Annotated in this window: 27 protein-coding genes; 18 read left to right on the plus strand and 9 right to left on the minus strand. The window is 61.7% G+C overall.

Going from position 1 to position 26,500, the window contains the following annotated elements:
- Positions 1-37: 37 nt before the first annotated feature.
- Positions 38-850 carry a shikimate 5-dehydrogenase gene (locus VF672_RS02245; protein ID WP_331101008.1) on the minus strand — a complete coding sequence of 271 codons (813 nt, stop codon included), beginning with the start codon at positions 848-850 and terminating at the stop codon, positions 38-40.
- Between the two features lie 239 nt (positions 851-1,089).
- Here VF672_RS02245 and VF672_RS02250 point away from each other — a divergent pair, with 239 nt between their 5' ends.
- The 3 genes from VF672_RS02250 to pbpG all read left to right on the plus strand — a co-directional run bounded on the left by VF672_RS02250 (position 1,090) and on the right by pbpG (position 3,132).
- Positions 1,090-1,440, plus strand: coding sequence for a hypothetical protein (locus VF672_RS02250; protein ID WP_331101011.1), 351 nt, complete (start codon positions 1,090-1,092; stop codon positions 1,438-1,440).
- Between the two features lie 242 nt (positions 1,441-1,682).
- On the plus strand, positions 1,683-1,865 hold the full coding sequence (locus VF672_RS02255; RefSeq protein WP_331101013.1) for a hypothetical protein: 183 nt from the start codon (positions 1,683-1,685) through the stop codon (positions 1,863-1,865).
- Between the two features lie 331 nt (positions 1,866-2,196).
- Complete coding sequence (pbpG, locus tag VF672_RS02260) at positions 2,197-3,132, plus strand: D-alanyl-D-alanine endopeptidase (RefSeq protein WP_414705559.1); 936 nt, start codon at positions 2,197-2,199, stop codon at positions 3,130-3,132.
- A gap of 91 nt (positions 3,133-3,223) precedes the next feature.
- Here pbpG and VF672_RS02265 read toward each other — a convergent pair whose 3' ends face one another.
- Complete coding sequence (locus tag VF672_RS02265) at positions 3,224-4,156, minus strand: magnesium transporter CorA family protein (RefSeq protein ID WP_331101015.1); 933 nt, start codon at positions 4,154-4,156, stop codon at positions 3,224-3,226.
- A 4-nt stretch (positions 4,157-4,160) separates the two neighbouring features.
- Positions 4,161-5,744 (minus strand): RimK family protein, encoded by a 1,584-nt coding sequence (locus VF672_RS02270; RefSeq protein ID WP_331101017.1) that lies wholly within the window; start codon positions 5,742-5,744, stop codon positions 4,161-4,163.
- An 89-nt stretch (positions 5,745-5,833) separates the two neighbouring features.
- Here VF672_RS02270 and VF672_RS02275 point away from each other — a divergent pair, with 89 nt between their 5' ends.
- Both VF672_RS02275 and VF672_RS02280 read left to right on the plus strand, forming a co-directional pair.
- A complete protein-coding gene (locus VF672_RS02275; RefSeq protein ID WP_331101020.1) occupies positions 5,834-6,952 on the plus strand; it encodes a GNAT family N-acetyltransferase/peptidase C39 family protein in 1,119 nt (372 codons plus the stop codon).
- Positions 6,953-7,314: 362 nt separating this feature from the next.
- Positions 7,315-7,773 (plus strand): DUF2214 family protein, encoded by a 459-nt coding sequence (locus VF672_RS02280; protein WP_331101022.1) that lies wholly within the window; start codon positions 7,315-7,317, stop codon positions 7,771-7,773.
- Between the two features lie 227 nt (positions 7,774-8,000).
- On the opposite strand, the gene VF672_RS02285 is transcribed toward VF672_RS02280, so the two are convergent.
- Positions 8,001-9,320 (minus strand): Nramp family divalent metal transporter, encoded by a 1,320-nt coding sequence (locus tag VF672_RS02285; RefSeq protein WP_331101025.1) that lies wholly within the window; start codon positions 9,318-9,320, stop codon positions 8,001-8,003.
- 113 nt (positions 9,321-9,433) lie between these two features.
- Between VF672_RS02285 and VF672_RS02290 the strand changes: the two genes are divergently transcribed.
- From VF672_RS02290 to VF672_RS02320, 7 genes are all read left to right on the plus strand, one after another.
- Positions 9,434-10,870 carry an MFS transporter gene (locus VF672_RS02290; RefSeq protein WP_331101027.1) on the plus strand — a complete coding sequence of 479 codons (1,437 nt, stop codon included), beginning with the start codon at positions 9,434-9,436 and terminating at the stop codon, positions 10,868-10,870.
- Positions 10,871-10,971: 101 nt separating this feature from the next.
- On the plus strand, positions 10,972-11,151 hold the full coding sequence (locus VF672_RS02295; protein WP_331101029.1) for a hypothetical protein: 180 nt from the start codon (positions 10,972-10,974) through the stop codon (positions 11,149-11,151).
- Between the two features lie 460 nt (positions 11,152-11,611).
- Positions 11,612-13,063, plus strand: coding sequence for a UbiA family prenyltransferase (locus VF672_RS02300; protein ID WP_331101031.1), 1,452 nt, complete (start codon positions 11,612-11,614; stop codon positions 13,061-13,063).
- Complete coding sequence (locus VF672_RS02305) at positions 13,060-14,376, plus strand: FAD-binding oxidoreductase (RefSeq protein WP_331101033.1); 1,317 nt, start codon at positions 13,060-13,062, stop codon at positions 14,374-14,376. Before VF672_RS02300 ends, VF672_RS02305 begins: the two co-directional genes overlap by 4 nt.
- Positions 14,373-15,125: an SDR family oxidoreductase gene (locus tag VF672_RS02310; protein WP_331101035.1), complete on the plus strand. Its 753-nt coding sequence runs from the start codon at positions 14,373-14,375 to the stop codon at positions 15,123-15,125. The genes VF672_RS02305 and VF672_RS02310 overlap by 4 nt, the downstream gene beginning before the upstream one ends.
- Positions 15,122-16,108, plus strand: coding sequence for a lysylphosphatidylglycerol synthase transmembrane domain-containing protein (locus VF672_RS02315; protein WP_331101036.1), 987 nt, complete (start codon positions 15,122-15,124; stop codon positions 16,106-16,108). Before VF672_RS02310 ends, VF672_RS02315 begins: the two co-directional genes overlap by 4 nt.
- A gap of 41 nt (positions 16,109-16,149) precedes the next feature.
- Complete coding sequence (locus tag VF672_RS02320; protein ID WP_331101038.1) at positions 16,150-17,580, plus strand: DUF2723 domain-containing protein; 1,431 nt, start codon at positions 16,150-16,152, stop codon at positions 17,578-17,580.
- A 126-nt stretch (positions 17,581-17,706) separates the two neighbouring features.
- On the opposite strand, the gene VF672_RS02325 is transcribed toward VF672_RS02320, so the two are convergent.
- The 5 genes from VF672_RS02325 to VF672_RS02345 form a co-directional block, all read right to left on the minus strand.
- Complete coding sequence (locus VF672_RS02325) at positions 17,707-18,489, minus strand: ABC transporter substrate-binding protein (RefSeq protein WP_331101040.1); 783 nt, start codon at positions 18,487-18,489, stop codon at positions 17,707-17,709.
- A 175-nt stretch (positions 18,490-18,664) separates the two neighbouring features.
- A complete protein-coding gene (locus tag VF672_RS02330) occupies positions 18,665-19,021 on the minus strand; it encodes a RidA family protein (protein WP_331101042.1) in 357 nt (118 codons plus the stop codon).
- Positions 19,018-20,439, minus strand: a complete 1,422-nt coding sequence (locus tag VF672_RS02335) for an NAD(P)/FAD-dependent oxidoreductase (protein ID WP_331101045.1) — start codon at positions 20,437-20,439, stop codon at positions 19,018-19,020. Before VF672_RS02335 ends, VF672_RS02330 begins: the two co-directional genes overlap by 4 nt.
- Positions 20,432-20,770: a (2Fe-2S)-binding protein gene (locus VF672_RS02340; protein ID WP_331101047.1), complete on the minus strand. Its 339-nt coding sequence runs from the start codon at positions 20,768-20,770 to the stop codon at positions 20,432-20,434. The genes VF672_RS02335 and VF672_RS02340 overlap by 8 nt, the downstream gene beginning before the upstream one ends.
- Complete coding sequence (locus VF672_RS02345) at positions 20,760-21,902, minus strand: FAD-dependent oxidoreductase (RefSeq protein WP_331101048.1); 1,143 nt, start codon at positions 21,900-21,902, stop codon at positions 20,760-20,762. The genes VF672_RS02340 and VF672_RS02345 overlap by 11 nt, the downstream gene beginning before the upstream one ends.
- 114 nt (positions 21,903-22,016) lie before the next feature.
- Here VF672_RS02345 and VF672_RS02350 point away from each other — a divergent pair, with 114 nt between their 5' ends.
- The 6 genes from VF672_RS02350 (at position 22,017) to VF672_RS02375 (ending at position 26,499) form a co-directional block, all read left to right on the plus strand.
- On the plus strand, positions 22,017-22,922 hold the full coding sequence (locus VF672_RS02350; RefSeq protein WP_331101050.1) for a LysR substrate-binding domain-containing protein: 906 nt from the start codon (positions 22,017-22,019) through the stop codon (positions 22,920-22,922).
- Between the two features lie 88 nt (positions 22,923-23,010).
- On the plus strand, positions 23,011-23,331 hold the full coding sequence (locus tag VF672_RS02355) for a hypothetical protein (protein WP_331101052.1): 321 nt from the start codon (positions 23,011-23,013) through the stop codon (positions 23,329-23,331).
- Positions 23,332-23,565: 234 nt separating this feature from the next.
- The gene (locus VF672_RS02360) at positions 23,566-23,988 is read left to right on the plus strand and encodes a cupin domain-containing protein (RefSeq protein ID WP_331101054.1); all 423 of its coding nucleotides are present in this window, start codon (positions 23,566-23,568) and stop codon (positions 23,986-23,988) included.
- A gap of 172 nt (positions 23,989-24,160) precedes the next feature.
- On the plus strand, positions 24,161-24,427 hold the full coding sequence (locus VF672_RS02365) for a hypothetical protein (protein ID WP_331101056.1): 267 nt from the start codon (positions 24,161-24,163) through the stop codon (positions 24,425-24,427).
- 321 nt (positions 24,428-24,748) lie between these two features.
- Positions 24,749-25,624, plus strand: coding sequence for a MurR/RpiR family transcriptional regulator (locus VF672_RS02370; protein ID WP_331101058.1), 876 nt, complete (start codon positions 24,749-24,751; stop codon positions 25,622-25,624).
- 59 nt (positions 25,625-25,683) lie between these two features.
- A complete protein-coding gene (locus tag VF672_RS02375) occupies positions 25,684-26,499 on the plus strand; it encodes a transporter substrate-binding domain-containing protein (RefSeq protein ID WP_331101060.1) in 816 nt (271 codons plus the stop codon).
- The last annotated feature ends 1 nt before the right edge of the window (position 26,500 follow it).

Genomic DNA, 26,500 nt, shown 5'->3' on the forward strand with positions numbered 1-26,500 from the left:
GCCGCCGATGCCGCGCCCTGATTGACACGGCTCGGTTTCAGCCTCGGGCGAACGCGGCGGCGGCCTGATACTGCGCGTCTGTGGGCGTGACACCGGTGTAGAGAATGAACTGCTCCAGGGCCTGGATCGCCGCCACCTGATCGCCGGTGACGACGCGTTTCCCCAGCCGCTCGGCCTCTAGAATGAACGGCGTTCGCGCGGGCGTGGCCACGACGTCAAAGGCAGTGTCAGCCTGCTCGATAGCCGAGACCTCGAAGGCCAGCGCGTCAGCCTGATCGCCAGCCATGCCCAACGGCGTGACGTTGACCAGCAGCGGTGGGCGTTCACGGCCCAGTTCAGCTTGCCACTCGAATCCGCACGTCTGAGCCAGCGCCCTGCCGGCCTGCTCGTTGCGCGCCACGATCAGCCCATCGGTGAAACCGGCGTCGCGCAGCGCACAGGCTACGGCTTTGGCCATGCCGCCGCTGCCGCGCAGTGCGAAGCGGGTGCGCGGCACCTGATGCGTGTCCACCAATTGGGCAATGGCGATGTAATCGGTGTTGTAGGCCTTCAAGTGGCCATCGGTATTCACGATGGTGTTGATGGATTCAATAGCGGCCGCGGATGCGTCCATTTCGTCAACGTGGGCAATGGACGCTTCTTTGAAGGGCATCGACACGCCGCACCCGCGAATGCCCAACGAACGCATGCCTGCGATGGCCGCAGGCAGGTCGTTTGGTGAAAAGGTCTTGTAATAGAAGTTCAGGCCCAACTGCTGATACAGGTGGTTATGAAAGCGCACGCCGAAGTTGCCCGGACGTCCGGCCAGCGACATGCACAACAGCGTTTCCTTATTGGCAGTGACCAACATGAAATCTCCCGGAAGGTATTAGAAGAAGCCTGGCCAAAGGCGTAGAATCACGGCGGGTCGGCGCCTGATACTTCACAACCGCGCTCTCCAGTGTCATCAAAGTTGTCGAATACCTTACACAAAATTTACGCAACGGCCTCGCAGATATTTCCAAAGTCGTTGTCTGAGAAGTTATCCCGTGGCAGTGCCTGAGCGTAACGCAGGCTCGCGACAACGGGACTGAACACCGAGGAACAGTCATGATTCGTCAGATCCCCAAAGTTGCCTTGTTGTTAGGCGCCCTCGCCCTTGCAGGCCAGGCTGAAGCCCATGGCGGCGGCCCGGGCTGGGGTGGAGCAGCCGTGATCGGTGCGGTCGTTGGTGGTGTTGTCGGCGCGGCAGTGGCGTCCGGTCCGACTTACGCATCGCCCGCTCCCGTCTACTACTCGGCGCCGGCGCCCGTTTATTACGCGCCACCGCCACCGCCGCCGGTTTACTACCAGCCGGCGTATGTCGTTGAACGCCCGGTCGTCTACGCGCCCCGCTACTACGGCCCGCCACGTTATTACGGCCCACCACCGGGCTATTACCACGGTGGCGGTCGCTGGTAACAGCGGTTTGCTCCTCAGCACAGGGCTGTCGATCCATTGTCGCCAGCCCTCACCCAACACAGACCCCGCCTCCCCGGCGGGGTTTTCGTTTCAGGGAGATTGATGCCGGACCGCAGCACGGTCTTGCGCACGTGTCCCCATCACTGTCCCTACCTGCTCATCAATGACGACTATCGAGGGCGGTGATTTCTGCATCAACCGGTCGCGCCGTACAGTAGCGGCATAGATTGATGGAGGCAGTTATGACCAAGGTTCAAATCATGTCGGTTGTCGGCAGCGCAGTTCCCGCCCAGCTTCGCGAGCGCGGTCTGTTGGCGTGCTGGTACCTGATGCAGAACGGCGAGCCCGTCAGCGGTCCCTTGCCTTCACTGCCAGCGGCGCAAGCCCTGTCACACCAGCTTGAGCGCCGCTCGCTCAACAGCTGATACCCCTATTCGCTCTTCCTTGTGAATCGTGCGTTGCTCCGCACACCCCTTTAGCCCGCCTCTTGAATGACGCGGGCTTTTTTTTGCCAGCGGGTCGTGGGCGTGTGACGCTCGCCAGACGTGCATGAAGACGGTGGTCGACCCTTTTAAATACAGGCTTTTTGGATCCGCTACCTGAACCTAAGCCTTACAGTTGCCCTTTATTGGAGAAACCCTGCGCCGCCCCATCGACAACTTCAGAAACTTGCTCCTAAAATGCGCCGAACTTGTTGTCGGGCTTGAAGAAAGTCCGACGTTCCACGCTATTTCCATCTTTAAGTGAGCTCTGCTCTTGAAAATTCGCCCAACGCTTATCGGCCTATTATTTGCACTTACAGGCTGCGCACTTTCCACCGTCGCACTGGCCAACGAAACAGCAGCGTTCAATCGCGACCCGGCGAATCTGCACCTGGCTTCCGGCAGCGCGATGATTACCGATCTGCAAACGGGTCAGGTGTTGTACTCAAGCAATCCCGATATCGTCGTACCCATCGCCTCGGTGACCAAGCTGATGACCGCAATGGTCACCCTTGATGCCAAGCTGCCAATGGACGAGATGATCAAGGTCGATATCTCGCAGACCGCCGAAATGAAAGGTGTGTTCTCCCGGGTCAAACTGGGCAGTGAGCTGAACCGCCACGACATGATGCTGATCACCTTGATGTCCTCGGAAAACCGCGCCGCGGCGAGTCTGGCGCACAGCTACCCGGGCGGTTACCCGGCGTTTATCCGGGCGATGAACGCTAAGGCCAAAGCGCTGGGCATGAGCCATACCGTGTACATGGAGCCCACCGGGTTGTCGGTGTACAACGTCTCCACCGCACGTGACCTGACCAAGCTGGCCCTCGCCGCCCGCAACTACCCGATGCTGCGCGAGCTGAGCACGACGCCGGAAAAGACCGTCACCTTCCGCAAGCCGACCTACATTCTGGGTTTCAGCAACACCGACCATCTGGTGCGTAAATCGAACTGGGACATCAAGCTGACCAAGACCGGCTTTACCAATCAGGCCGGCCACTGTCTGGTGCTGCTGACCAGCATGGCCAACCGCCCGGTGTCAGTGGTGATTCTCGATGCTTTCGGCAAATACACCCACTTCGCGGACGCCAGCCGCATGCGGTTGTGGATGGAAACCGGCAAAAGCGGGCCGGCGCCGGAAGTGGCGCTGCAGTACAAAAAGGACAAGAACCTGGTGATGAAGCAGAAGGGATTGCAGGCGTCGGATTAAGCCCTCAAGCCGCGCCCCTTCGTGGGGCCGGTGCCGCACTGATCTGTCAGGCACCGGCGCACTGCCGGACCATGGGTAAACACGCCCTCGCTCAGTGGCTCGCCCGCGCCAGACGCTTGAGCATCACCACCATCCCGACGCCCAGCCCGGCCATGCCCACCAGCAGCGCCGGGTAGCTGATCCACCACGCAACGGGCGCGGTCATCATGCTGTATTCCGACATCCCGCCAATCCCCGCCAACAGGTTCAGCGGCAAGAACACCACGTTGATCAAGGTCAGCTTGCGCAGCAGGTTATTGGTGTTGTTATTGACCAGATTGCCCCGCGCGTCCATGAGGCTGGCGAACACCGTGGAGTAAATGTTCGCCTGTTTATGGCACTGCTCGTTCTCGATGATCATGTCTTCGATCAGCCCCAGGCTGTCGTCGGAAAACGGGTGCTTGATGGCGTGATTGCGCAGGCGAGTCAGCACCGATCCGTTGCTGTCGATGGCGTTGACGTAATAGACCAGGCTTTCGCTGAGGTTGAACATCTGCACCAGATGACGGCTGTCCATCGACGCATTGAACTGTTGTTGCAGTTCCCGGGCGATCATCTTGATCACCTTCAGATGGCCCAGGTAGTGATGGATATTGTGGAACAGCACTTCCAGCAACACGTCCAGCGGCGTATGCATCGACCGGTGCTGCCCCAGCCCGCTGAACGGCTTGTCGTCGGCGCAAATCAGCACCAGATGTTGTTGAGTGAGCAACAGCCCGAACGACGAGACGTCGAAGGAAAAGGTGTCCTTGCCCGAATAGTTTTCGGGCCGCTTCCAGATCATGAACAACGCATCCGGGTGAAACTCGACACGCGACACCTCGTCCGGGTCCAGCGCCGAGGCCAGCGCGTGGTCGTCCAGCTTGAAGCGCTCGCGCAGCAGCGCCTTCTCCGCTGCGTCCGGGTCATTGAACCAGAACACACTTGCATCGGCGTCGGCGCAGTCGCGCAACCTGCCCGCCTCCAGGCGGTGGGTGCTAATCACCGCCCTAGCCTGCCAGACCGCGGCGTTTGATGTCGAGGCGGCGAATGAACTCCTCCAGTATCAACGCGTACAAGTCGTCCTGCAGCCACGCGTCTTCGATGCCGGCATCAAGGTTGGGGTTGTCGTTGACTTCGATGACCACCACGCGATCGCCCGACTGCTTCAAGTCGACGCCATACAGACCGTCGCCGATCAGGTTTGCCGTCTTCACGGCCAGATCGACCACCGCCCGTGGCGCATCGTGAACCGCCAGGGTCCGGCACTCGCCGTTGATTTCCGCGTCGATGGCCTTGTGGTTGTAGATCTGCCAGTGCCCCTTGGACATGAAGTACTGGCAGGCAAACACCGGTTTGCGGTTGAGCACACCGATGCGCCAGTCGTATTCGGTGTAGAGGTATTCCTGAGCCAGCAACAGCACCGAATGCTCGAACAGCTCGCGCGCCGCTTCCTCCAGCTGCTGCGCGTCCTGCACTTTGATCACGCCCTTCGAAAAGCAGCCGTCCGGAATTTTCAGCACCAGCGGGAAGCCCAGTCTGGCCGCCACCTCCGCGAGATCGTCCGGTCGCTCCTTGTAGAGGATTTCCGTCGCCGGCATGCCCAGCTTGTGGCTCTTGAGCAGGTCGGTCAGGTAGACCTTGTTGGTGCAGCGCAGGATCGACGCCGGGTCATCCATCACCACCAGCCCTTCGCTCTCGGCTTTCTTGGCGAAGCGGTAGGTGTGGTTGTCGACGCTGGTGGTTTCGCGGATAAGCAGCGCGTCGTATTCGGCCAGGCGCGCGTAATCCTTCTTCTCGATCAGCTCGACGTCCACGCCCAGTTCCTGGCCAACGCGAATGAAATGGTCCAGCGCCGCGCGGTTCGACGGCGGCAACGCTTCCTGTGGGTCGTGCAGAATCGCCATGTCGTAGCGGTAGGTGCGGCGCGAGCGCGGCTGCCGCCAGATCTTGCGGCTGAAATGGTCCAGAGACAGGGCGAACTGGTCCTGCTGGTGCTCGCGCAGGCGGGTCAAAGCGCCGGTCTTGATGCCAACGATATGCCAGCTGTCACGCTTGCGAAATTCCACCAGCAGGATTGGCGCCGGAAAGGCCTCGAACAGCTGGCGGGCGAGATCCTGCAACGGCGCCAGATCGGTCTGACCGAAATACAGGCTCAGGGTGAAGCCTTCGGTCTCGTCGTACGGATGATCACGCAGCGCGTGTTCGAGGCGCTTGTCGAGGTCATCCAGCGCAAGCCCATAAAGGGATTTGCGGGTCAGTTCGCTGATGGTCTTCACGGACGGAATCACGTGGTGTCCGCGCGCCTCGGCCAGCAGCGAGCAGTAATAACCGTGGCCCAGGTAGCGATAGCTGCGGCACAGGTTGATCACTTGCACTCGCCGGGCGGGGTTGTCCTGAGGCGGGTTTTCCAGATACGCCTGGGCGCTGATCAAGTGTTCGCTGGGCAAATAAGACGACCAGTCTTCCAGCCGCTCTACGACAATCATTAATTGGCTTCGGGTTGAAACAGCTTTCAGCAAATCGACATTTAGTGTTGCCGAACGCTGAGAGTGTGCTGATACTTCGTCGGTCTTCACCGGCACCGCATTCATGAGTTGATCCTTCGGGAAACAGTCCTTTCTATAAAACATGGCTTTGTAGAAATGTCCCGTTTCGTTACTCACTCTTTACGGTCGCCGACATGAACTTTATATATCGCCTCGCCCAGCCTGCCGACGTGGATGAACTGCTGGCGCTGGAAAACCAGTGCTTTGAATCCGACCGCCTGAATGCGCGCAGCTTTCACTGGATGGTGACGAGGGCCAATGCGCGATTGATCGTGGCATTGCGCACGCGCCCCGACCAACGCCTGGCCGGTTACGCGCTGGTGCTGTTTCATCAAGGCACGTCGCTGGGCCGGCTGTACTCGCTGGCGATCAGCGACGATGCCCGCGGCCAGGGCCTGGGCCAGCAGCTGTTAGCGCAGGCCGAACAGCATGCGCTGACGCGTGAGTGCGCCTATCTGCGCCTGGAAGTGCGCCCGGACAACGCAGCCGCTGTCCGGCTGTACGAGCGCAACGGCTACCACCTGTTTGACCGCATCGACGACTATTACGCCGACCACGCCCCGGCGCTGCGCTACGAAAAACGCATCCGCGAACAGACCACCGGCGCCGCCCGCCAGGTGCCCTACTACCCGCAAACGCTGGACTTCAGCTGCGGTCCGGCGTGCCTGCTGATGGCCATGAAAGCCCTGCAGCCGCCGCGCGCCATGCACCGCCACGAGGAATTACAGATCTGGCGGGAGGCGACCACCGTGTTCATGACTTCCGGCCACGGCGGATGCAGCCCGCAGGGACTGGCGCTGGCCGCGTTACGCCGCGGGTTTGAGGTCGGCCTGCAGATTTCGGTGCGCGGGCCGTTGTTTCTCGCCGGTGTGCGCAGCGAAGAAAAACGCGAAGTCATGCGCCTGGTGCATGAGGAATTCAGCCGCGAACTGGCGGCCAGCACGGTCCGACAACTGGGCAGCGCCCCGCTCAATATGTGGCGCCTGCAACAGGATGACGGTCTGGCGCTGGTGTTGATCAGCAGCTACCGGCTGACCCGCTCCAAGGCACCGCACTGGGTGCTGGTCACCGGGTGCGATGCCGACTTCGTCTACTTGCACGACCCCGATATCGATCACAGTCAGCAGCGTCAGGCCATGGACTGCCAACACATGCCCGTCAGTCATAAAGAGTTCGCCGGCATGAGTTGTTTTGGCGCCGACAAACTTCGCGCGTCGGTTGTTTTATATCCCCACACAGAGGCCCTTATATAAAAAGCGTCAGGCCAGAGGCTGTTGGCGTAAAGATCGCGTCGTATTCATTGCAGTTAAACGGGCAAAGGGAATCAATAGTCGCTCGGCCTGTGGGCGACTTATTGAATGCTGTTGGAGACTTATGATGGAAAATTCGGTAATCGGTCTGGTGATACTTTCAGTGATAGCGCTGTTTGGTCTTGCGGCGCTTTACGTCGATGTCGTTCATTCCCGTCGCAAGCGCAAGCAGCCGCAGAAATGACGGAGGACGGCCCCACGCGTTATTTTTCTCTCCGCGCCTGATCGGTCCAGGCGTAACGCCAGCCACCCGCTACGCTTGTGCAGGTAATGCCTGCTTTGTATATCGCTCGGGGGAGTTGAACATGCTCATCAAATGGGTACTGGCTGCGTTGCACCTGTTGGCGTTCGGTTTTGCGATTGCGGCGGTGCTGGCGAGGGGACGGGCATTGAGGCGCTTGCGCACAGACGACCCGCGATCGTTCCGCGATGTGTTCGTGGTCGACAATATCTGGGGCGTGTCAGCAGGGATTTTGCTCATCACAGGGGCGTTTCGGGCGTTCGGCGGGCTGGAAAAAGGCTCGTATTACTACCTGCATCAACCGCTGTTTCATCTGAAAATGGCGGCCTTCATCGCCATGCTGGCACTGGAAGTGGTGCCGATGTATGCGCTGATCAGATGGCGCATCGCGTTCAAAAAGAACCAGCCCATCAACACCGCCCTGTCGCGCCGTTTCGCACGGATCAGCCACCTGGAAGCGCTGTTGATGGTCATCATGGTGATTGCCGCGACGGGCATGGCGCGAGGAATACTGCTGAGTTGAACGCCTGCGGACGACCGCAACGTCGGGAGGGATCTGCCGATTGCGCCTGTGGTGCTGCCACACCGCAGCCTGTAGGAGCCGGCTTGCTGGCGAACGGGGTGGGTCAGCTATGAACATGTCGGCCGACAGACAGCATTCGCCAGCAAGCCGGCTCCTACGAAAATGTGCAGCGGCCGCTCGTGGGATCGGATCCCTGCAAGCTGGCGCCTCCAGTTTCAGCGCAGCGCTCAGGTCACCCAGAAGAACATCAGGGTCAGGTTCGCTGCCGAGATCAGTCCGAACAGCCCCCAGGCGAGGGTTTTGGTCAGGCGGCTGTTGGCGAACGGGCCCATCAATTGCGGGTCGCTGGTGAAGCGGATCAGCGGCCATAAGGCGAACGGCAACTGCAGACTGAGGACGACCTGGCTGAGCACCAGCATCTTGCCCACCGCCCCATCGCCAAACCAGATGACCCCGATAAACGCCGGGATCAGCGCCAGGCCGCGCGTTGCCAGGCGTCGTTGCCAGCAGGGGATCTTGGCTTTGAGAAACCCTTCCAGCACCACTTGCCCGGCGATGGTCCCGGTGAAGGTCGAGCTCTGTCCTGCCGCCAGCAGCGCGATGCCGAACAGCACACTGGCCACGGCGCCGCCCACCAGCGGATCGAGCAGGTGGTAAGCGTCCTGGATCTCCACGATGTCGGTGTGGCCGGTGCCGTGAAACGCCGCAGCGGCGAGGATCAGGATGGCCGCGTTGATCACCAGCGCCAGGCTCAGAGAGGCAATGGTGTCGACACGGGCGTAGCGAATGGCGCTCGCCTTGCTTTCAAGGGACGTGCCGTTGACCCGGGTCTGCACCACCGAGGAATGCAAGTACAGGTTATGCGGCATCACGGTCGCGCCAAGAATGCCGATGGCGATGTACAGCGGTTCCTGATTGCTGAGCATCTCCCACGACGGCTTGAGCCCCGCAACGACGTCCGGCCAAAACGGTTTGATCAGCACCAGTTCGATGAAGAAGCACGTCGCAATGGTCGCAATAAGCCCCAGCACGATGGCTTCGAGGCGCCGGAAGTTGGCGCCTTGCAAAGCGAGCACGATGACCGTGTCGAACGCCGTCAGCGCAACGCCAGTGGTGATCGACACCCCCAGCAGCAAGTGAAACGCCAACGCCGCACCCAGTACTTCCGCCAGGTCCGTGGCCAGGATCGACAACTCGGCGAGCACCCACTGTCCCATGCCGACCCGGTGGCTGTAGCGCTCGGCGGACAGCTGCGCCAGATCGCGACCGGTGGCGATGCCCAGGCGCGAGCACAGATTCTGCAGCACCATGCCTGACAGGCTGGCCAGCACCACCACGAACAACAGCGCATAACCGAAGCGCGAGCCCGCTTCGATGGCGGTGGCCCAGTTGCCCGGGTCCATGTAGCCGATGGAGATCAACAGGCCGGGGCCCACGAACAGCATCAGCTTGCGCAGGAAAGAGGCATTGGCAGGAATGGCGACGCTGTCGGTGGTCGCCGACGGGCAAAAAGGCGCGGTGGCGGTGGTCGGGAGTTTGTACTTCACGGGAATCCGAAACGTGGTGGCGGTCAGGCCCGGAGCTTAAACGCGCAGAAATGTTTTGTCTTGAATCTCTGTGGCACTAACATGCTGCGTCTCACTGATCCGGAAAAACAATAATGCATGCCGCTTCTGATAACCCTGATCACGCCCGCCCCACCCAGGACGGAATCGACCCCATACGCGCTGCGCGGATTTCCGCCCGCATCGACCGACTGCCCGCCGTCGCCACTATCTGGAAGCTGGTGGCGCTGCTTTCCATTGGCGGTTTCTTCGAACTCTACGATCTGTTTCAGACCGCCTATATCAGTCCCGGCCTGATCCGCGACGGGCTGTTCGCCACCGGGGCGCAAGGTGTCTTTGGTTTCTCCGATCAGGCGGCGTTTGCCTCGGCGACCTTCCTGGGGCTGTTTCTCGGCGCCAGCCTGCTGAGCCCCATCGCCGACCGGTACGGGCGCCGCGCGATCTTCACCTTCGCCTTGATCTGGTACACGGTCGCCACGGTGTTGATGGGCATTCAGACGTCAGCCCTCGGCATCATCTGCATGCGCTTTCTGGTGGGCATCGGCCTGGGCATCGAACTGGTGACCATCGACGCGTATCTCTCGGAACTGGTGCCCAAGCGCATGCGCAGCTCGGCCTTCGCCTTCGCCTTTTTCGTGCAGTTCCTGTCGGTGCCATCGGTGGCGCTGATGTCCTGGTGGCTGGTGCCGCAGGACCCGTTCGGGATCGCCGGCTGGCGCTGGGTGGTATTGGCCAGCGCGGTGTTTGCGCTGATCATCTGGTGGCTGCGTTCACGGCTCCCGGAGTCACCGCGCTGGCTGGCGCAGCACGGCCGCTTCAGCGAGGCGGAAAAAATCATGGACGACCTTGAAGCTCGCTGCCTCAAGGACCACGGCAAGGCGCTGGACGAACCGGAAACCCATAACGTGGCCGTCGAAGGCAAAGGCCGCTTCGCCGACATCTGGCAGCCGCCGTATCGCCGCCGCGCGCTGATGCTGATTGTGTTTCATGTGTTTCAGGCGATCGGCTTTTTCGGCTTCGGCAACTGGCTCCCTGCGCTGCTTTCCGGTCAGGGCGTGAGCGTGACCCACAGCTTGGCGTATGCCTTCGTCATCACCCTCGCCTATCCGCTGGGGCCGCTGCTGTTCGTCAAGTTCGCCAACCGTTTCGAGAACAAGTGGCAGATTGTCGGCTCTGCCCTGGGCTCGATGATCTTCGGCACGCTGTTCGCGCAGCAGACCACGGCGGCGGGACTGATCTTCTGCGGGGTCATGATTACGTTTTGCAACGCGTGGCTGAGTTTCAGTTATCACTCGTATCAGAGTGAGCTGTTCCCCACTAACATCCGCGCCCGGGCAGTGGGGTTCTGTTACTCATTCAGCCGTCTGTCGACGGTCTTCAGCAGCCTGTTGATCGGGCTGTTTCTGGACCACTTCGGCACGCCGGGGGTGCTGACCTTCATTGTGATGAGTATGTTGATTGTGATCATCACCATCGGCGGATTCGGGCCACGCACCCGCAATCTGGCGCTCGAAGACATCGCCCATCAATAGCACCGCGTGGAGACCGTTCATCCCGATGGGGTGAACGGGGCATGGGCCCGCTTTTCAAACAGTCATCACCCAGGTTGTGAAACTTTGACTCGAGAAAAACCATGAGCGGCACGCGCCCTGAAAACCCCGACACCGACCCCAAGACCGTAGCGTTTCCCGAGACCGTTCCGGACCCTGTGGAAGACGATGTCGACCCCATCGACGAAGGCAATGACCCCGACGGCTTTGAGCCGGGCACCGAGTTGGTGCCGGAGAAAGGGGATTTCCATACGCACAACTAAGACCCGAGTCAGCCGGGAAGACGCCAGCGCAATGCTGATGTTCTGAGGTGTCAGGGCTGACGCCTTCCCGGCAAAGCGGGTCCAGCTGGGGCCTGCGGTCCGCCAGTGGAATCGCGGTAATCCGTTGGCAGGACCGCTACCACTGTGAAATCCCAATCAGCGCACCGCAATACCTGAGCCGGTGGCCGGCGTTGCAGAACTTTCCCCGCAATAACAAGCCCGCACCGTCGAATTAAACACGGCACTAAACCGTCACTCATCTAAAGCCATTAGTTGGACGCCAGTTCCCCGGCAGCGCGCGGTAAAACAATGGGACCGTGGGCGATAAACGGAACGTCAATCCGCGACATTTAATTCTGACGTCACCGCGCCGACGTGAACGGCACGACCCTTTAATTAATATGAAGTTGCCAGAATTTTATTTTGTTTATAGTCCGGTCACCCCACCGGAGCACTCACTATGGCCAGAATTCAGGGACGACTTCTTGAAACCTCTCTCCCATTGGTAGTAGATCTTGACGGCACGCTGCTGCGATCGGACCTGCTCATGGAAACGGCCATGGCGTTCATCCGGGGCCAGCCGCTGAAAGCCCTGAAATTGCTGGGCTGGCTGCTTAAAGGCAAAGCCGCGTTGAAAGAAGGCCTGGCGCTCGGCACCGATATAGACGTCAGCGTGCTGCCTTACGATCCGCAGATTATCGAGCTGATCCAGCGCGAGAGAGACGCCGGGCGCCTGGTGGTGTTGGCGACGGCGAGCCATGTAAGCCTGGCCGAGCGCATCGCCGATCACCTGCAGTTATTTGATTTGGTGCTGGCGTCCAATGCCAGCCGTAACTTGTCCGGAAACAACAAGCGCGACCTGCTGGTTGCACACTTCGGCGAGGGCGGTTTCGATTACATCGGCAACTCCAAAGACGATCTCCCGGTATGGGATATGTCCCGCCAGGCATATGTGGTCAATCCCGATCGCGGCGTCGAGGCAAAGGTAAAGGCGAAACTCCGGGTGGAGCCGACCATCCGCAGCAACACGCCAGGGCTGCGCGACTGGCGCAAGGCCCTGCGCCTGCATCAGTGGCTTAAAAACGCACTGATCTTCGTGCCCCTGCTGGCGTCCCACCGCCTGGCTCAATGGGAGTTGATACGCGACGGCGTCATCGCCTTCCTCTGCTTCGGCCTGTGCGCGTCGAGCGTCTACATCCTCAACGACCTGCTGGACCTGTGCGACGACCGCCATCACAAGAGCAAATGCAACCGGCCATTCGCCAGTGGCCGCCTGTCCATCAAGGCCGGGCTGGTGATGGTGCCAACGTTGCTGGCGATCGCTTTCGGCACCGCGCTGTTGCTCCTGCCGTGGCAGTTTTCGGCGGTCATGGCCGCTTACTACGGCCTGACCCTGACGTACTCGCTGAGACTCAAACGCCTGATGGCCTGGGACGTGATCGCCCTGGCGATGCTCTACACCGCGCGAATCATCGCTGGCGTGGCGGCATTCAGCCTGACGCTGACGTTCTGGATCCTGGCCTTTTCGATGTTCATCTTCCTCAGCCTGGCGATGGTCAAGCGCTACGCCGAACTGCGTGATGCCCGCGCCCGGGACATCAACACGTTCGCCCGCGGCCGTGGTTATCACCCTGCCGATCTGGACATGATCGCCTCGCTGGGGGCCTCGTCGGGGTATCTCGCGGTGATGGTTCTGGCGCTCTACATCCAGGACGCGAAAACCACCGAGTTGTATGTCACGCCGCACATCATCTGGCTGGCCTGCCCGTTGTTGCTGTTCTGGGTGACGCGGGTGTGGATGCTGACCCATCGCGGCCAGATGAACGAGGACCCGGTGGTGTTCGCCATCCGCGACCGCACGAGCCAGATGATCGGCGCAGCGTTTCTGATGATGTTCTGGATCGCCGCATGAGCACGCCGTTGTATTCCTGGGGCCGCTTCCCCCACCGCCCGCAACGCGGTCACGCCTGCGGGTGGCTTGACGAACTCCCTGCGCAAATGGACCGCGTCATTGGTGCCTACCGCAGCAGCCTGCCCTACGGCAATGGCCGCAGCTACGGCGACAGTTGCCTGGCCGCCAGCGATCAGGTGCTGCACATGCGCTCGCTGGACCGGCTGATCGAGGCCGACTGGACGACCGGCGTGATAAAAGCCGAGGCTGGCATCACCCTGGCTGAGGTGCTGGCGGCCGCCATCCCGCAGGGCTGGTTCCTGCCGGTCACGCCTGGCACCCAGTTCGCGACCCTCGGCGGTGCCATCGCCAACGACGTTCACGGCAAGAACCATCACGTACGTGGCACCTTTGGTCGGCACGTGCTTGGCTTCGGGCTGTTGCGCCATGGCGAGCCGGAAGTGGTCTGTACGCCCGACGCACACCCTGCCCTGTTCGCGGCAAGCATTGGCGGCCTCGGCCTGACCGGCGTCATTCGCTGGGCGCAAATTCAGTTGATGCCGATCCGGGCCAGCCAGATCGACACCACCACCGTGCGTTTCGGCAACCTGGCGGAGTTTTTTGCGCTGTCTGCCGAACTCGATGCGCGCCATGAATACAGCGTCGCCTGGGTGGACTGCCTGGCAAAAGGCGCCGACACCGGGCGCGGCGTGTTCATCGTCGGCGATCACGCCCGTTACGGTTCACTTGAGGTCGGTCAGCGCAAGAAACTCAGCGTGCCGCTGACGCCGCCGGTGTCGCTGATCAACCGAATCTCCCTCAGCGCCTTCAACAGCCTGTACTGGCGCGTGCACCCCCGCCAGCGCAAAGAAGGCCGCAGCGCCCACGAACCGTTCTTTTACCCCCTCGACCGGATCCTGCATTGGAACCGCATTTATGGTCGCCGGGGGTTCCAGCAATACCAATGCGTGGTGCCTGAGGCCAATGCCGAAGCGGCCATGGGCGAACTGCTGCGCACCATTGCCGATGCCGGCCAGGGTTCATTCCTCGCCGTGCTCAAGCGCTGTGGCGACATCGCCTCGCCGGGGCTGCTGTCTTTTCCCATGCCAGGCACCTCGCTGGCGCTGGATTTTGCCCAGAGCGAGGCGTTGGAAAACGTCTTGTTCCCGCGACTGGACGACATCGTCCGCGCAGCCGGCGGCCGGCTATACCCGGCCAAGGACGCACACATGAGTGGTGCCGATTTCCGTCGGGCCTACCCCGCGTGGGAGCAGTTGGAAGCACTGCGCGATCCCTCTTTGATGTCCCGTTTCTGGAGCCGTGTGATCTTATGAAAACTGCCGCAAAGCGAGTCCTGATCATCGGCGCCACCTCCGCCATCGCCAGTGCCTGCGCCCGTCTATGGGCCACCCAGGGCAGTGATTTTTTTCTGGTGGCGCGCAACGTCGAGAAGCTGCAGCAGACCGCCGCCGACCTCAAGGCGCGCGGAGCAACCAATGTCACGTTGCACGAGATGGACGCCAACGACATTGAGGCACACCCGCTGATGATGGGCCGTTGCCTGACGGCCCTGGGCCAGATCGACATCGCGCTGATCGCCCACGGCACCCTGCCCGATCAGAAGGCCTGCGAGCGCGACGTGCATCTGGCGCTGAAGGAATTTGCCAACAACTGCACCTCGGTGATCGCGCTGTTGACGGTCCTGGCCATGCAGTTCGAAACCCAGCGCTGCGGCAGCTTGGCGATCATTTCTTCGGTGGCCGCCGACCGCGGCCGGCCTTCCAACTACCTCTACGGCAGCGCCAAGGCGGCAGTCTCGACGTACTGCGAAGGCTTGCAGGCGCGACTGTTCAAGGTCGGCGTGCATGTCACCACCATCAAGCCGGGCTTTGTCGACACGCCGATGACCCAGGGTCTTTCATTGCCGGCGGCCTTGCTGGCGCAACCGGCGCAGGTTGCCCAGCGCATCGTCAAGGGCATCGCCAACAAGGTGCCAACGCTCTACGCGCCGGGTTTCTGGGCGCTGATCATGCTGGTCATTCGTTCCATCCCGCAGCCGGTGTTCAAGAGGCTGAACCTATGAGCCAAGCCGCACCTGAGCATTCGCCTCTGTCCGGTTGGCGCTACCGCGCGGTGGTGCTGTCGGTGGTCGGCTCGGCATTGGGCTATCTGGGCTTTTCGCTGTGGGGCGGCTGGCACGCCGTGGGTGCCGCCGTGGGCGAGGTCGGACTGGTCGGCATTGCCATCGCGCTGTTCATGTCCTCGGTCAATTACGGCCTGCGCTTTGTGCGCTGGCAGACCTACCTGAAGGTGCTCGGCCACTCGATGCCGTGGCGGCCAAGCCTGAACATTTACCTGGCCGGCTTTGCCCTGACCACCACGCCCGGCAAGGCCGGTGAAGCGCTGCGCGGGGTGCTGCTCAAACGCTGGGGCGTGCCCTACCCGCAGAGCTTCGCGGCGTTCTTCAGTGAGCGGCTGTCGGACCTCTTTGCCGTAGTCCTGTTGACCCTGTTCGGCCTGTCGTTGTACCCGCAGGCGTGGCCGATGATCGTGGTCGGCGTGGCGCTGGTGGCGGTGGGTCTGCTGGTGTTGTCGCAACGTCGCCTGCTTGAGCGGATCACCGAACAGGTGCCGGTCGGTGGCGGCAAGCTGCTCGGGCTGTTGCGCCATCTGCTGCAGGTGCTGGTGCATGCGCAGCAATGCCACCGCCTGCGCCTGATGCTCGGGCTGACCGCACTGAGCGTGGTGGCCTGGAGCGCAGAAGCGCTGGCATTCGACTGGATTCTGAAATGGATGGGCGCCGACATCCCGCTGACCTTCGCGGTGTTCGTCTACGCCCTCGCGATGCTCGCCGGTGCAGTGAGTTTCATGCCTGGCGGGCTCGGTGGCGCAGAGGCGGTGATGGTCGCCCTACTGGTCTGGAAAGGCATGAACAGCGCCGACGCCGTGGCCGCCACCGTACTGATTCGCCTGGCCACGTTGTGGTTCGCGGTGGCCATTGGCGCGGTGATGCTGATGAAGCTCAACAGCCAGACAAAGACGCCCGAGGCTCAACCGATTCAATAACGCTTTTTGATGCAACACATACAGGGACAGGAGTAAGAGTCATGGTGGCAGCAGTACGTTATCGCGCGTTGTTTGGCATTCCTCTGTTACTGGCGGTGGTGGCCGTCGTCTGGAGTTTTCTGGCCTCCAGTGGACCGATTCAATGGATGGACAACGGCGTCTTTATTGCCGATGCCTCGCAGGGCCGCTACTTCAGCGAGACCCTGGGCCCGCTGGATCATCCACTTTACCTGTTCGTCACGACCGCGCTGTTCGCCCACTTCGGTCCACTGATGTTGAGCTTCATGAACTCGGTGCTGCTGATTCCGTTGGGTTGGGCAATCTTCCGGTTGGCCAAAGGGGTCGGTGCGACCTCACAGCAGGCTTTGCTGGCGGTTGCCGCTGCGGCGTTGTGCCATTGCGTGTTCTGGGTCTCGACCAAGGCTGAGGTGTATGTACTGCACACCTTGCTGGTCACCCTGGCGTACATGGTGCATTTGCGCGATAAATCGCGACTGGGCCTGCTGACAGCTCTGTTCGTCATCGGTGTGCTCACCGGCATGGCCGCCGCTATTCATCAATTGACGTTCATCGTGCTGTTCCCGCTGTACGTACAGATGGTCTGGCAGCACAGGGCGCGGGTGCTGCTGACCCTTCCGGGTTTTGTGCTGGGTTTTGCGGTGGCGATCCCCGGCATCATGCATGAGCTGCAGAACGGCCTGAGCCTGATTGATATCGGCCATCGCTATCTGATCGGCATTCCGGACAAAACCGCCGAGCAAAGCTGGCAGGGTTCGCTGTTTCGCTTCGACGAAATGTGGCACGAGAAGAACTCGGTGGTGCTGCTGATGCTGTCGCTGCTCGGCCCGCAACTGGTGGGGCTGGTGATCTTCCCGAAAAGCCGGCGCCTGCGACTGTTATGGTGCGCGGCGGTGATGAACTTCATCTTCGCGGTGTCGTACAACGTCACTGATCGCTTCACGTTCTTTCTGCCGGGCGCGGTGCTGCTGAGCATCATCGGCGTCATTCATGTGCAGGCGTGGCTGGCGCGGCATAACGCCGCCGTGGCTGCTTACGCCCTGCCGCTCAGTGGTCCGGTGACGATTCTGGCGGTGTACGCCATTTACGCAAGCGGCATCGTCGCGCTGCCGACCCACAAGGAAGCGCTGCCCTTCCGTGATGATATCCATTACTTCATGGCGCCGTACCTGCGCGATCGTTCGGCCGAGGCATTTGCACACAGCTACGAGCAGTCGGCCCCGCAAGGCGCGCTGATCCTCGCCGACTGGACGCCACTCGGTGCGCTGCGCTCGGCGCAAGCCAGCGGCCTGCTGAAGGGCCGGACCGTTGACCTGTGCGAAGGCGCGGAGAACATCGAGTCTTACCTGAACGGCGCCGGCGCCTTCCTGTCGCGGACAAGCTACTGCTCGAGCATCTCTGATCATTTCAGTTTGCAGACGTTGGCGGTGGGGTACGCGTTGCGGGCGAAATAGCGAAATGGGGGAGAAACAGCACACACACGCAGCGCGACTCCACGCAGCACGACTCAAGGTGACGCGCCGCGTGACGGCATGCAGGCCCACGCAGCGCGTGGGCACGGTCAGCATGCGGAACCGGCCTTACTCTCCGTAGATATCGAAATCAAAATATTTTTTGCGGATTTGCTCATAAGTGCCGTTCGCCCGAATGGCAGCCAGCGCGTTGTTAAAGCGCTCACGCAGCGGATCACCCTTGCGCACCGCCACGCCGATGCCGGTCCCGAAGTACTGCTCTTCGGTGAAGGTCGGGCCCACGAACTGATAATCCTTGCCCTCGGGCTTCTTCAGCAGCCCCTCATCAATGGCCACCGAACTGGCCATCGTCGCATCGATACGCCCGCCAAGCAGGTCGAGAAAGACCTCGTTCTGCGAACCGTAGCTGACCATCTGCGCACCCGCTGTCACGAATCTGTCGGTCACGTAACGCTCGAAGTTGGTCGCGCGCTGTACGCCAATGCGCAGGCCCTTGAGCTGGCCTGGTATCTCGGTGATGCCGCTGTTCTTGCGCACCACCAGGCGCGCCGGAATACGGTAGTACCGATCACTGAAATCCACCGACTTCATGCGTTCCGGGGTGATAGACATTGACGAGATGATCGCGTCGACCTTCTTCACCTTAAGGGACGGGATCAGGCCGTCGAATTCGTTTTCCTTCCACACACATTGCACCTTCATCTCAGCGCACAGCGCGTTGCCGATGTCGTAATCGAAGCCGACAATCTGGCCGTCCGCTGTTTTGGAGGCAAACGGTGGATAGGCTGCTTCAATGCCCAGCTTTAGCGCTGCATCGGCCGCGACCGCGTGAATGCTGGCGGCCAGCAATGAGGAGAAAGCGAGTCGGGTGACGAGGGTTTTGATGTTCATGCATGGCTCCGGACGGTGTTGTTCAGATCAGGCCGCCCTCGCAAGAGGATCGAGCCCGTTATGGCAGCAGCAATGTGAACAGCGGGTGGGCGCTCTTGACCGCGTTTGCGCAGCGAAAGCGGGCGGCGCCCTGCCCTTGAAGCAGATAATCAGACGACCAGGTCCAGCGCTCGGCTTAAACCGCCGCGGTGACGATGATCTCCAGCAGGATCTGCGGGTCATCGAACATCACTTGGCAGGTGGCCCGCGCCGGGGTCTGCGCCGCATCGACCCAGGCGCTCCAGGTTTCATTCATGACGGCGAAATCGGCGTTCATGTCTTTCATCCAGATCTGCACGCTGAGCAGGCGAGTCTTGTCGCTGCCCGAGGCGGCCAGCAGCTCATCGATGCGCTGCAGCACCTGCCGGGTCTGGCCGCCGATGTCTTGACTGCAATCGGCAGCGACGACGCCGGCCAGCCAGGCGACGCCGTTGTGTACAACGCTGCGGCTCAAGCGTGGATTGGGTTCAATACGATGGATGGGCGTGCTCATGAAGGTGTCCTTTGAGGAGTGGGAGGGGCTGGATCCAGCTCGCGCTCTGCAGCCAGTTGCGCCAGCGTGATGGGTTTGAGGGGTGGACGAATGCGGTATGCGCCGACCTGTTCCGGCGGCACGCGACGGTGGTGGGCGATGATCTCGGTCACGCTCAGGCCGCACAGCCGGCCCTGGCATGGGCCCATGCCGCAACGCCCGAATGCCTTGGTCTGATTGGGGCCCAGGCAGCCGGCGTCGACGTAGCCACGGATCGCCCCGGCGCTGACCTCTTCACAGCGACAGACGATGGTCTGGTCCGCAGGAATGCGGTTTTCGGCGTCGGGGCGGTAAAGCGCGTCGATCAGCGGCCGTGCGGCCTGTTGTGTGCGCAGGCGCTTCAACCAGGGCGCGACCAACCGCGAGAACTGCGACTGATCAAGCGCGTGCAAACGATGAGCGATGGCCAGCGCAGCGATGCGGCCCTGGCTGCGGGCGACCATGGCGCCGCCAATGTCGCCCACGTCACCGGCGACGAAAATCCCCGGCAGCGTGCTCTCTCCGAACTCGTCACAACGCACCACCCAGCACAGTTGCTGCTCGCTCCAGTGGTGCTCGGCACGTAACGAACGGGTGATGTGGCTGTTCGGCACCACGCCCTGATGCAGCAAAATCAGGGCGGCGGAAATGTGCTGCAGCTTGCCGTCGGCCTCGAAACTGAGCCCTTCGGCCCGTCCTTCGCCAGTCACCCGTAACTGCCGGGCAGCATGGAAATGCCGCACACCAGCGCGCTTGAGAGTGAGCAGCAAAGACACGCCCTTGAGCAGATCACGCCAGCCCGGCAGCGCGGCGCGCAAAAGCCTCAGGTTGCTGAACACCGCGTAACGGTCGCTGGTGTCCACCAGGGCGGAGATGGCCACACCCGCGCGCAGGTATTGCACGGCGAGCAAGTACAGCAGCGGTCCGCAGCCAGCCAGCACCACAGGATTACGCGGCAGCATCGCAGCGCTTTTGAGCAGGATCTGCCCGGCGCCTGCGGTCATGACCCCGGGCAAGGTCCAGCCCGCAATCGGCATGGGCCGTTCGATGGCCCCCGTTGCGATCAGCAACTGACGGCCCTGTAGCACCCGGGCCTGGCCGTCGAGTAAAAAATGCACGCAGCGATCGTCCGTCACTTGCCAGACCGCAACGTTGGCGCAGTAGCGCACATCGCTGTCGAGAAACGCCTGGACCAGCTGCAGGCCGCTGTCGTAATCGCTGCCCAGCACCTGCCGCGTCTGCGCGTCGGCGTGGTCGACGTTTCGGTAAATCTGCCCGCCCGGCCGGCTTTGCTCGTCGAGCACCACCACGTCCAGGCCATGGGCCGCCGCCTCCAGTGCTGCGCTCATGCCGGCGGGCCCGGCGCCGATGATGATCAAATCCACCAGAGCGTTACTCATCGCCAGCGCCCCTGGCGACGGAAACGGCAGGCAGGTCCCGCGCACCGCATTGGCGCGCCACGCGCATGCCATCCTCGACCTCGATCAGGCAACCTTGGCAGTTGGCTCGGCCGTTGACTTGCACCAGGCATTCGAAGCACACGCCCATCATGCAATAAGGCGCGCCGGGCCTGCCGTTCACCGGGCTTTCACGGGTATGACCCACGCCGTTGGCGAGCAGCGCGGCGGCCACCGAAATGCCCGCCGGTACCGTCAGCGGCCGGCCTTCGAAGGTGATGCGCACGTGATGGGTTGCCAATTGCAGGCGACGAAACAGCGGTTCAGTGGGCATAAGGCACCTCATCCATGCCGTCAAAACGGGCGAGATTGAACGGCTGGATCCCGGCGTCACCGACCAACCCGCCGATCCATGGAGCCAGGCGCAAGGCGTGCGCGGCCGCGAGGGTCACGCCGCTGTGGCAACTCACCACAAAGGCGCCGGGACTGTCCTGGGCCGCTTCATAAATCGGAAAACCGTCCGCGCTGAGCACCCGCAACGCGCCCCACGCACGGACCATGCGCACGTCGGCCAGGCCTGGAAAACACTGCACGCCACGGGCAGCGATAGTGGCGAGGACATCGCTGCGAGTGCGGTCATCAAACCCTGCGTCTTCCAGCGAATCACCCAGCTGCACCGTGCCCTCGTCCGTCTGCCGGACATAGGTGGTGGGGTAGTCGAGAAACGGCCGCAAGCGCTCGGTTACCAGGATCTGCCCGCGATTGGGGCGCACGGGCACCGTCATGCCCAGCATCGCGCCAAGGGGGCGATTGCCCAGTCCCGCAGCGAGGACCAATCGCTCGGCGCACCACTGGCGATCGCCGGCCCGCACTTCGAAACCACCGGCACGCGGGTCAATGCTGTCGACCTGCACACCTCCGACCAGGGTCACGCCGCGCTTCTGGCAGGCCACATGCAATGCACGCAGCAATTTCAGCGGATTGACGTGGCCGTCCATGGGCGAGAAGCAGGCGCCGACGACGTCCGCGCCGATGCCGGGCACCCGTGCCTTGAGTTCGGCAGGATCGAGCAACTGGTAGGGATAATCGCCGTCCAGGGCCTCACGCAGCCAGGCGAGGCGGCTGGCCTCGTCGGCCATCTCGGCATCGCTCAGGCACAGTTGCAAACCGCCGGGCTGCCGCAGGTGCACGTCGATGCCGGTGTCTTCACGCAGCAACGCTTCCAGTTGCGGCCACAGCGCAACGGCCTCGCGCGTCCAACGGGCGTACGCGGCATTGCCGTAGCCTTTGCCCTGCACCCAGAGCAGGCCAAAATTGCCTCTCGCGGCGCGGAACGCGTCATCGCCCTCATCCAGCACCGTGACCCTGCGTCCGATCAGGGCCAGGCCATAAGCAATGGACATACCCACCAGGCCACCGCCGATGACGACCGTGTCAGGCTGTTGCGTCGTGCGATTCTGCGGCATTCAGTAGAAGCCCCGGCATCAGGAATATTCGATCACCGGATCCTAGTGGCCTGTCGTCGGGCTGAAAAATGCTTTATTTTCGATCAGTCATGTCTTTTTGTTATGGGTACCGAAATGAATCTGCGGCAACTGGAAGCGTTTCGTGCGGTGATTCTCGGCCAGACCGTGACCCGTGCGGCCGAGATGCTGCACATCTCGCAGCCGGCCGCGACGCGCCTGATCTCAAGCCTGGAGGAAGACATCGGTTTTGCCCTGTTCGACCGGATCAGGGGCCGCCTGCAGCCCACCGCCGAGGCCATGACGCTGTATCAGGAAGTGCAGCGTTCGCTGGTGGGCGTCGAGCGGATCGCGCGCACCGCGCACGACATTCGCAGCCTCAAGCGCGGGTCGCTGCACATCGCCTGCGCCCCGGCGATGGGCCTGGTGTTCATGCCCCGGGTCATCGCGGCGTTTCTGGCTGAACACGATGGCGTGCAGGTGTCGCTGGTGGTGCACTCGTCTTCGGAGGTTATCGACCTGGTGGTGGGCCAGCGCTGCGACTTGGGCATCATCGTTTTACCCAACACCTACCCGAGCCCTCGCTCCGAAAAACTCGTGGCGACGCGCATGCTCTGTGCTGTGCCGGCGCAGCATCGGCTGGCGAATACTGCTCTGATCACGCCGCAGGATTTGCGCGGCGAACCGTTCATCTCTTACCCCAGCTCCATCGGTTCACGCCAGCAGATCGATACGATCTTCGCTGCTTTCGGGGTCGAGCGTGACCTGCGGGTGGAGACCCAGCTGTCGCAGCCGATGTGCGAATTTGTCGAACTGGGTGTGGGCGTTGCGCTGGTGGATGCCCTCAGCGCGATCAACTACCGAGGCAGGGGCGTGGTCTTCAAGCCCTTCGAGCCGGCCATTGAGATGGACTTCAGCATGCTGTTGCCGGTGGCCGGGCCCGCGTCGAAATTACAGACGTCTTTCCTGGAGCATACCCAGGCCTACATCGCCGCACATGTCCCGGCCGCCTATCGCTTCTGAGAGAAGGCGACCGTCCGTCGGGTGGAATGCACCCTTTGAGTGGCGCGGTTGACCAATAGGTATCCATGACAAAAACGGGATTCACATCATGATCAAGACGAAACTGACTGCGCTCACTCTCGCTGGCCTGATGGCCGTGGCTACCGGCTCCGCGTTCGCCGGCGCCACCAGCCCGACCGATCCGGTTGACAAGAACGGCCCGGCAAGCAGCAGCTCGACACGTGGCCAGAACAACGACGGCACTTCACCTGGCACGTCGACTCCGGGCACCAAAGGCATGGGCAGCACCAACGGCACTAACCGCCCTGACGCTGACGGCGGCGGCATGACCAACGGCAGCGGCATGGGCGGCAGCGGCGGTGGCACTGGCGGCAGTGGTGGCGCAAGCGGTTCCAGCGGCAGCAAGTAAGTCGCCTGACTGGCGAGTTGTTTGAGCGCAGCCGCGCGGGACATCAAGGATCACGATGAAGGGCCGAAGAGATTCGGCCCTTTTTTCGTTTCAGGTTCATTGTCGGCCAGAGGGTGTTTAGGGTGTTGCACCGAGGGTGATTGGCCCCCTCATCTTCTTTGCCATTGGACGTCGCCGCGAGCCGGCCCGGGGCTTAACGTGATGGGCACCCTATCACCGCCCGAAGATCCCCTCATGAATCCTTCAAAATCCCTCATCGCCCCGCTCTGCTGGCTCACCCTTGCTGGCTTGATGTCCGCTGGCATCGCTAACGCCCACGATGCCGAACACGAAAAGGTCACCGTGCTGGAAGAGCACCCGATGCTCAATGCGCCGGGTAAAAAAGCCATGGTGCTGACGGTTGATTATCTGCCAGGCCAGGCTTCCATCGCCCACAGTCATAGCGGCAGTGCGATCGCTTATGTGCTGGAAGGCGAAGTGATATCGCGGGTAAACGACGGCAAGGCGATGACCTACCAGACAGGCCAGACCTGGTACGAGCCCGCCGGCTCCAGACATTACGAGTCGCGAAACGCCAGCGCCACCAAGCCTGCGAAGCTGCTGGTGTTCATCCTGCTCGACGACAAGGCCGACATTCTCACGCCACTGCCGCAGTGATTCATGGGCTGAACACCTGACTGTGGGACCGGCTTTAGCCGGGAAGGCGTTGCGCGTCGCGCTGCCGAACCCGGACCGTTGAAGCCCGGGCTAAATTTTCCGCCGCCGCTGTCGATACGCTATTCGTAGAGCCCGAATGTCGGGTCGGACCGGATCAGTGAAAGGCAAAAGCATGTACACAAACATTTTTCTGCTGGTAGAGCATGGCCGCGATCAAGGGGAAGTTTCTGTTTTGGGGTGGTTCGATGACGAACGCGCCGCACAGGACACCGCCGAGGCCATGGAGTGGAAAGCGTACCGCGATGAGGCCAAGCGTCATCACCAGTGGTCGAGCCAGCCGTTGCTGCCGCCGGACCAGACGCCCCATCGTCGTTTCTGGGTGAAGGGCATTTCCAAATTCAGTCACACCCCGGCACCCCGTTCGTGGGCGGTGCATTGAGACAACCGCTTGGGTATTCAGGACTGATTACCTGACGCTGCGGGCGCACTGCAACGGTGCCCCGCACTATCACGCTGCGACAATAGCGTCTTGCGGGCTGACCCGCAGGGGGCGCAGTCGGCCATTCCCTCTTTGCCAGCCATTCACCCGAATCGTTTTTTGAACCAAGCCGATCAAAAATGAACGATCCGCACGCGGAGTACCGGTGCATGCGGCGAAGCCCCGCTACCTGAAAGTGGTTCATTTGAATCACCGCTGAAAATTCCGGCACAACTGTTGCAATCCTCACGTTATCTCCCGCTTCCATTCGTGGCATTGCAGATGAACCGTGACCATCTTTGCGCCCAGCTCAAGCAGCAGTTCGAGACCTTTCCCCGGCAAGAGCGCGCAGCCGCGAGTTTTATTCTCGACAACCTGCATGAAGTCGCGGTGATGTCCATGCGTGACCTGGCGCGGCTGGCCAATGTGCCGCCGTCGACCATGACCCGCCTGGCCAAACGCATGGGCATGCCCGGGTATGACGATTTGCGCGAGTTGTTCATCGAATCGCTGCGTGGCAACAGCAGCGCCTATGGTTCCCGCGCCCACGGCCTGGTCGAACTCAAACAGCGCGTCGGTGAACATCAGGTCATCGAAGACATGGCTAACAATGCCATCGAGCAGATCCGTTCGATGTGCAGCCACGACAACCTTGGCGCGATGTCCAGGGCCGTGGCCCTGCTGGCCGGCGCCAGACAGGTGTATTGCCTGGGCATGCGCTCGTCCTTCGGCGTGGCGTTCCAGTTTGCCCATGTCGCCTCGTATTTCGCGAAGAACGTGCGACTGGTAGAAGGCGCCGGCGAGAGCGGCGTAATGTCGATCATCAACCAGACCAGCGCCAAGGACGTCGCGCTGGTCTGCAGCCTGCCACGTTATTCACGGCGCCTGATCACCCTGACCAACTACCTGCACCAGCAAGGCGTGCGCATCATCACCATCACCGACAGCGTGACCTCACCAACGGCCCGGATGGCCGCTGAAACCATCATCGTCAAGAACCAGACCCCATCTTTCTACGACACCATCGTGCCCGCGATGCTGGTGAGCGAAATGCTGGTCGCGCTCATGTCGGCCCATTCCAATCAGGACGCCGAAGCTTCGGTGACACAGACCGAAGAAAAGCTGTTGAGCCTGGGTGAGTGGTGGGACCTGGGCTGAACCCGCAGCCTGCTGCGTATGACATAAATTCCTATCCGCTTGACCTCTGGAGCACCACCATGAACCTCACTGCGTCCAAGCTGTTCAGCAAATCCCTGATTGTGGCAGGCCTCTGTAGCGTGTTTGCCACCGCCCTGCTTTCCAGTCCTTCAGCCCAGGCCGGCGATGGGCTGGAGCACATTCTGAAAAGCAAACAGCTGCGCGTCGCCGTGCCGGTGGACTACCCGCCCTACGGCTACGTCGGACCCGACATGACCCCTCAAGGCCTGGACATCGACGTCGCCGCGCTGATGGCGAAAAAACTCGGCGTCAAACTGCAGCTGGTGCCGGTCACCGCGCCCAACCGCGTGGCTTACATTCAGTCGGGTAAAGCCGACTTCACGATCTCCTCCCTGGGCAAGACTGCCGAGCGCGAGAAGGTTATCGATTACAGCATCGCCTACTCGCCGTTCTTCGACGCGGTGTTCGGCGCAGCCGCCCTGCCGGTCAAAACCCTGGGCGATATGGCTGGTAAAACGGTGTCTGTGACACGCGGCTCGATGCAAGACCGCGAGCTGACCGACGCCGCCCCGCAAGCCGTGACCAAACGCTTTGAAGACAACAACAGCACCATCTCGGCGTTCCTGTCCGGGCAGACTCAAATGGTCGCCATCGGCACCACTGTCGCTGCCGCACTGAAGCAGAAGAACCCGAACATGGATATGGCACTCAAGGTGGTGCTGTCCAATGCACCCAACTACATCGGCATGAACAAGGACCAGCCAGAGTTGCGCGCACGGGTCAACGAGATCATCCGTGAAGCCAAGGCCGACGGCACCCTCGATGCCATCAGTCAGAAATGGCTGGGCGCTCCGGCTGGCGAGCTTCCAGAGTAAC

The sequence above is a fragment of the Pseudomonas sp. genome, from assembly GCF_036387035.1.
Lineage (GTDB): Bacteria > Pseudomonadota > Gammaproteobacteria > Pseudomonadales > Pseudomonadaceae > Aquipseudomonas.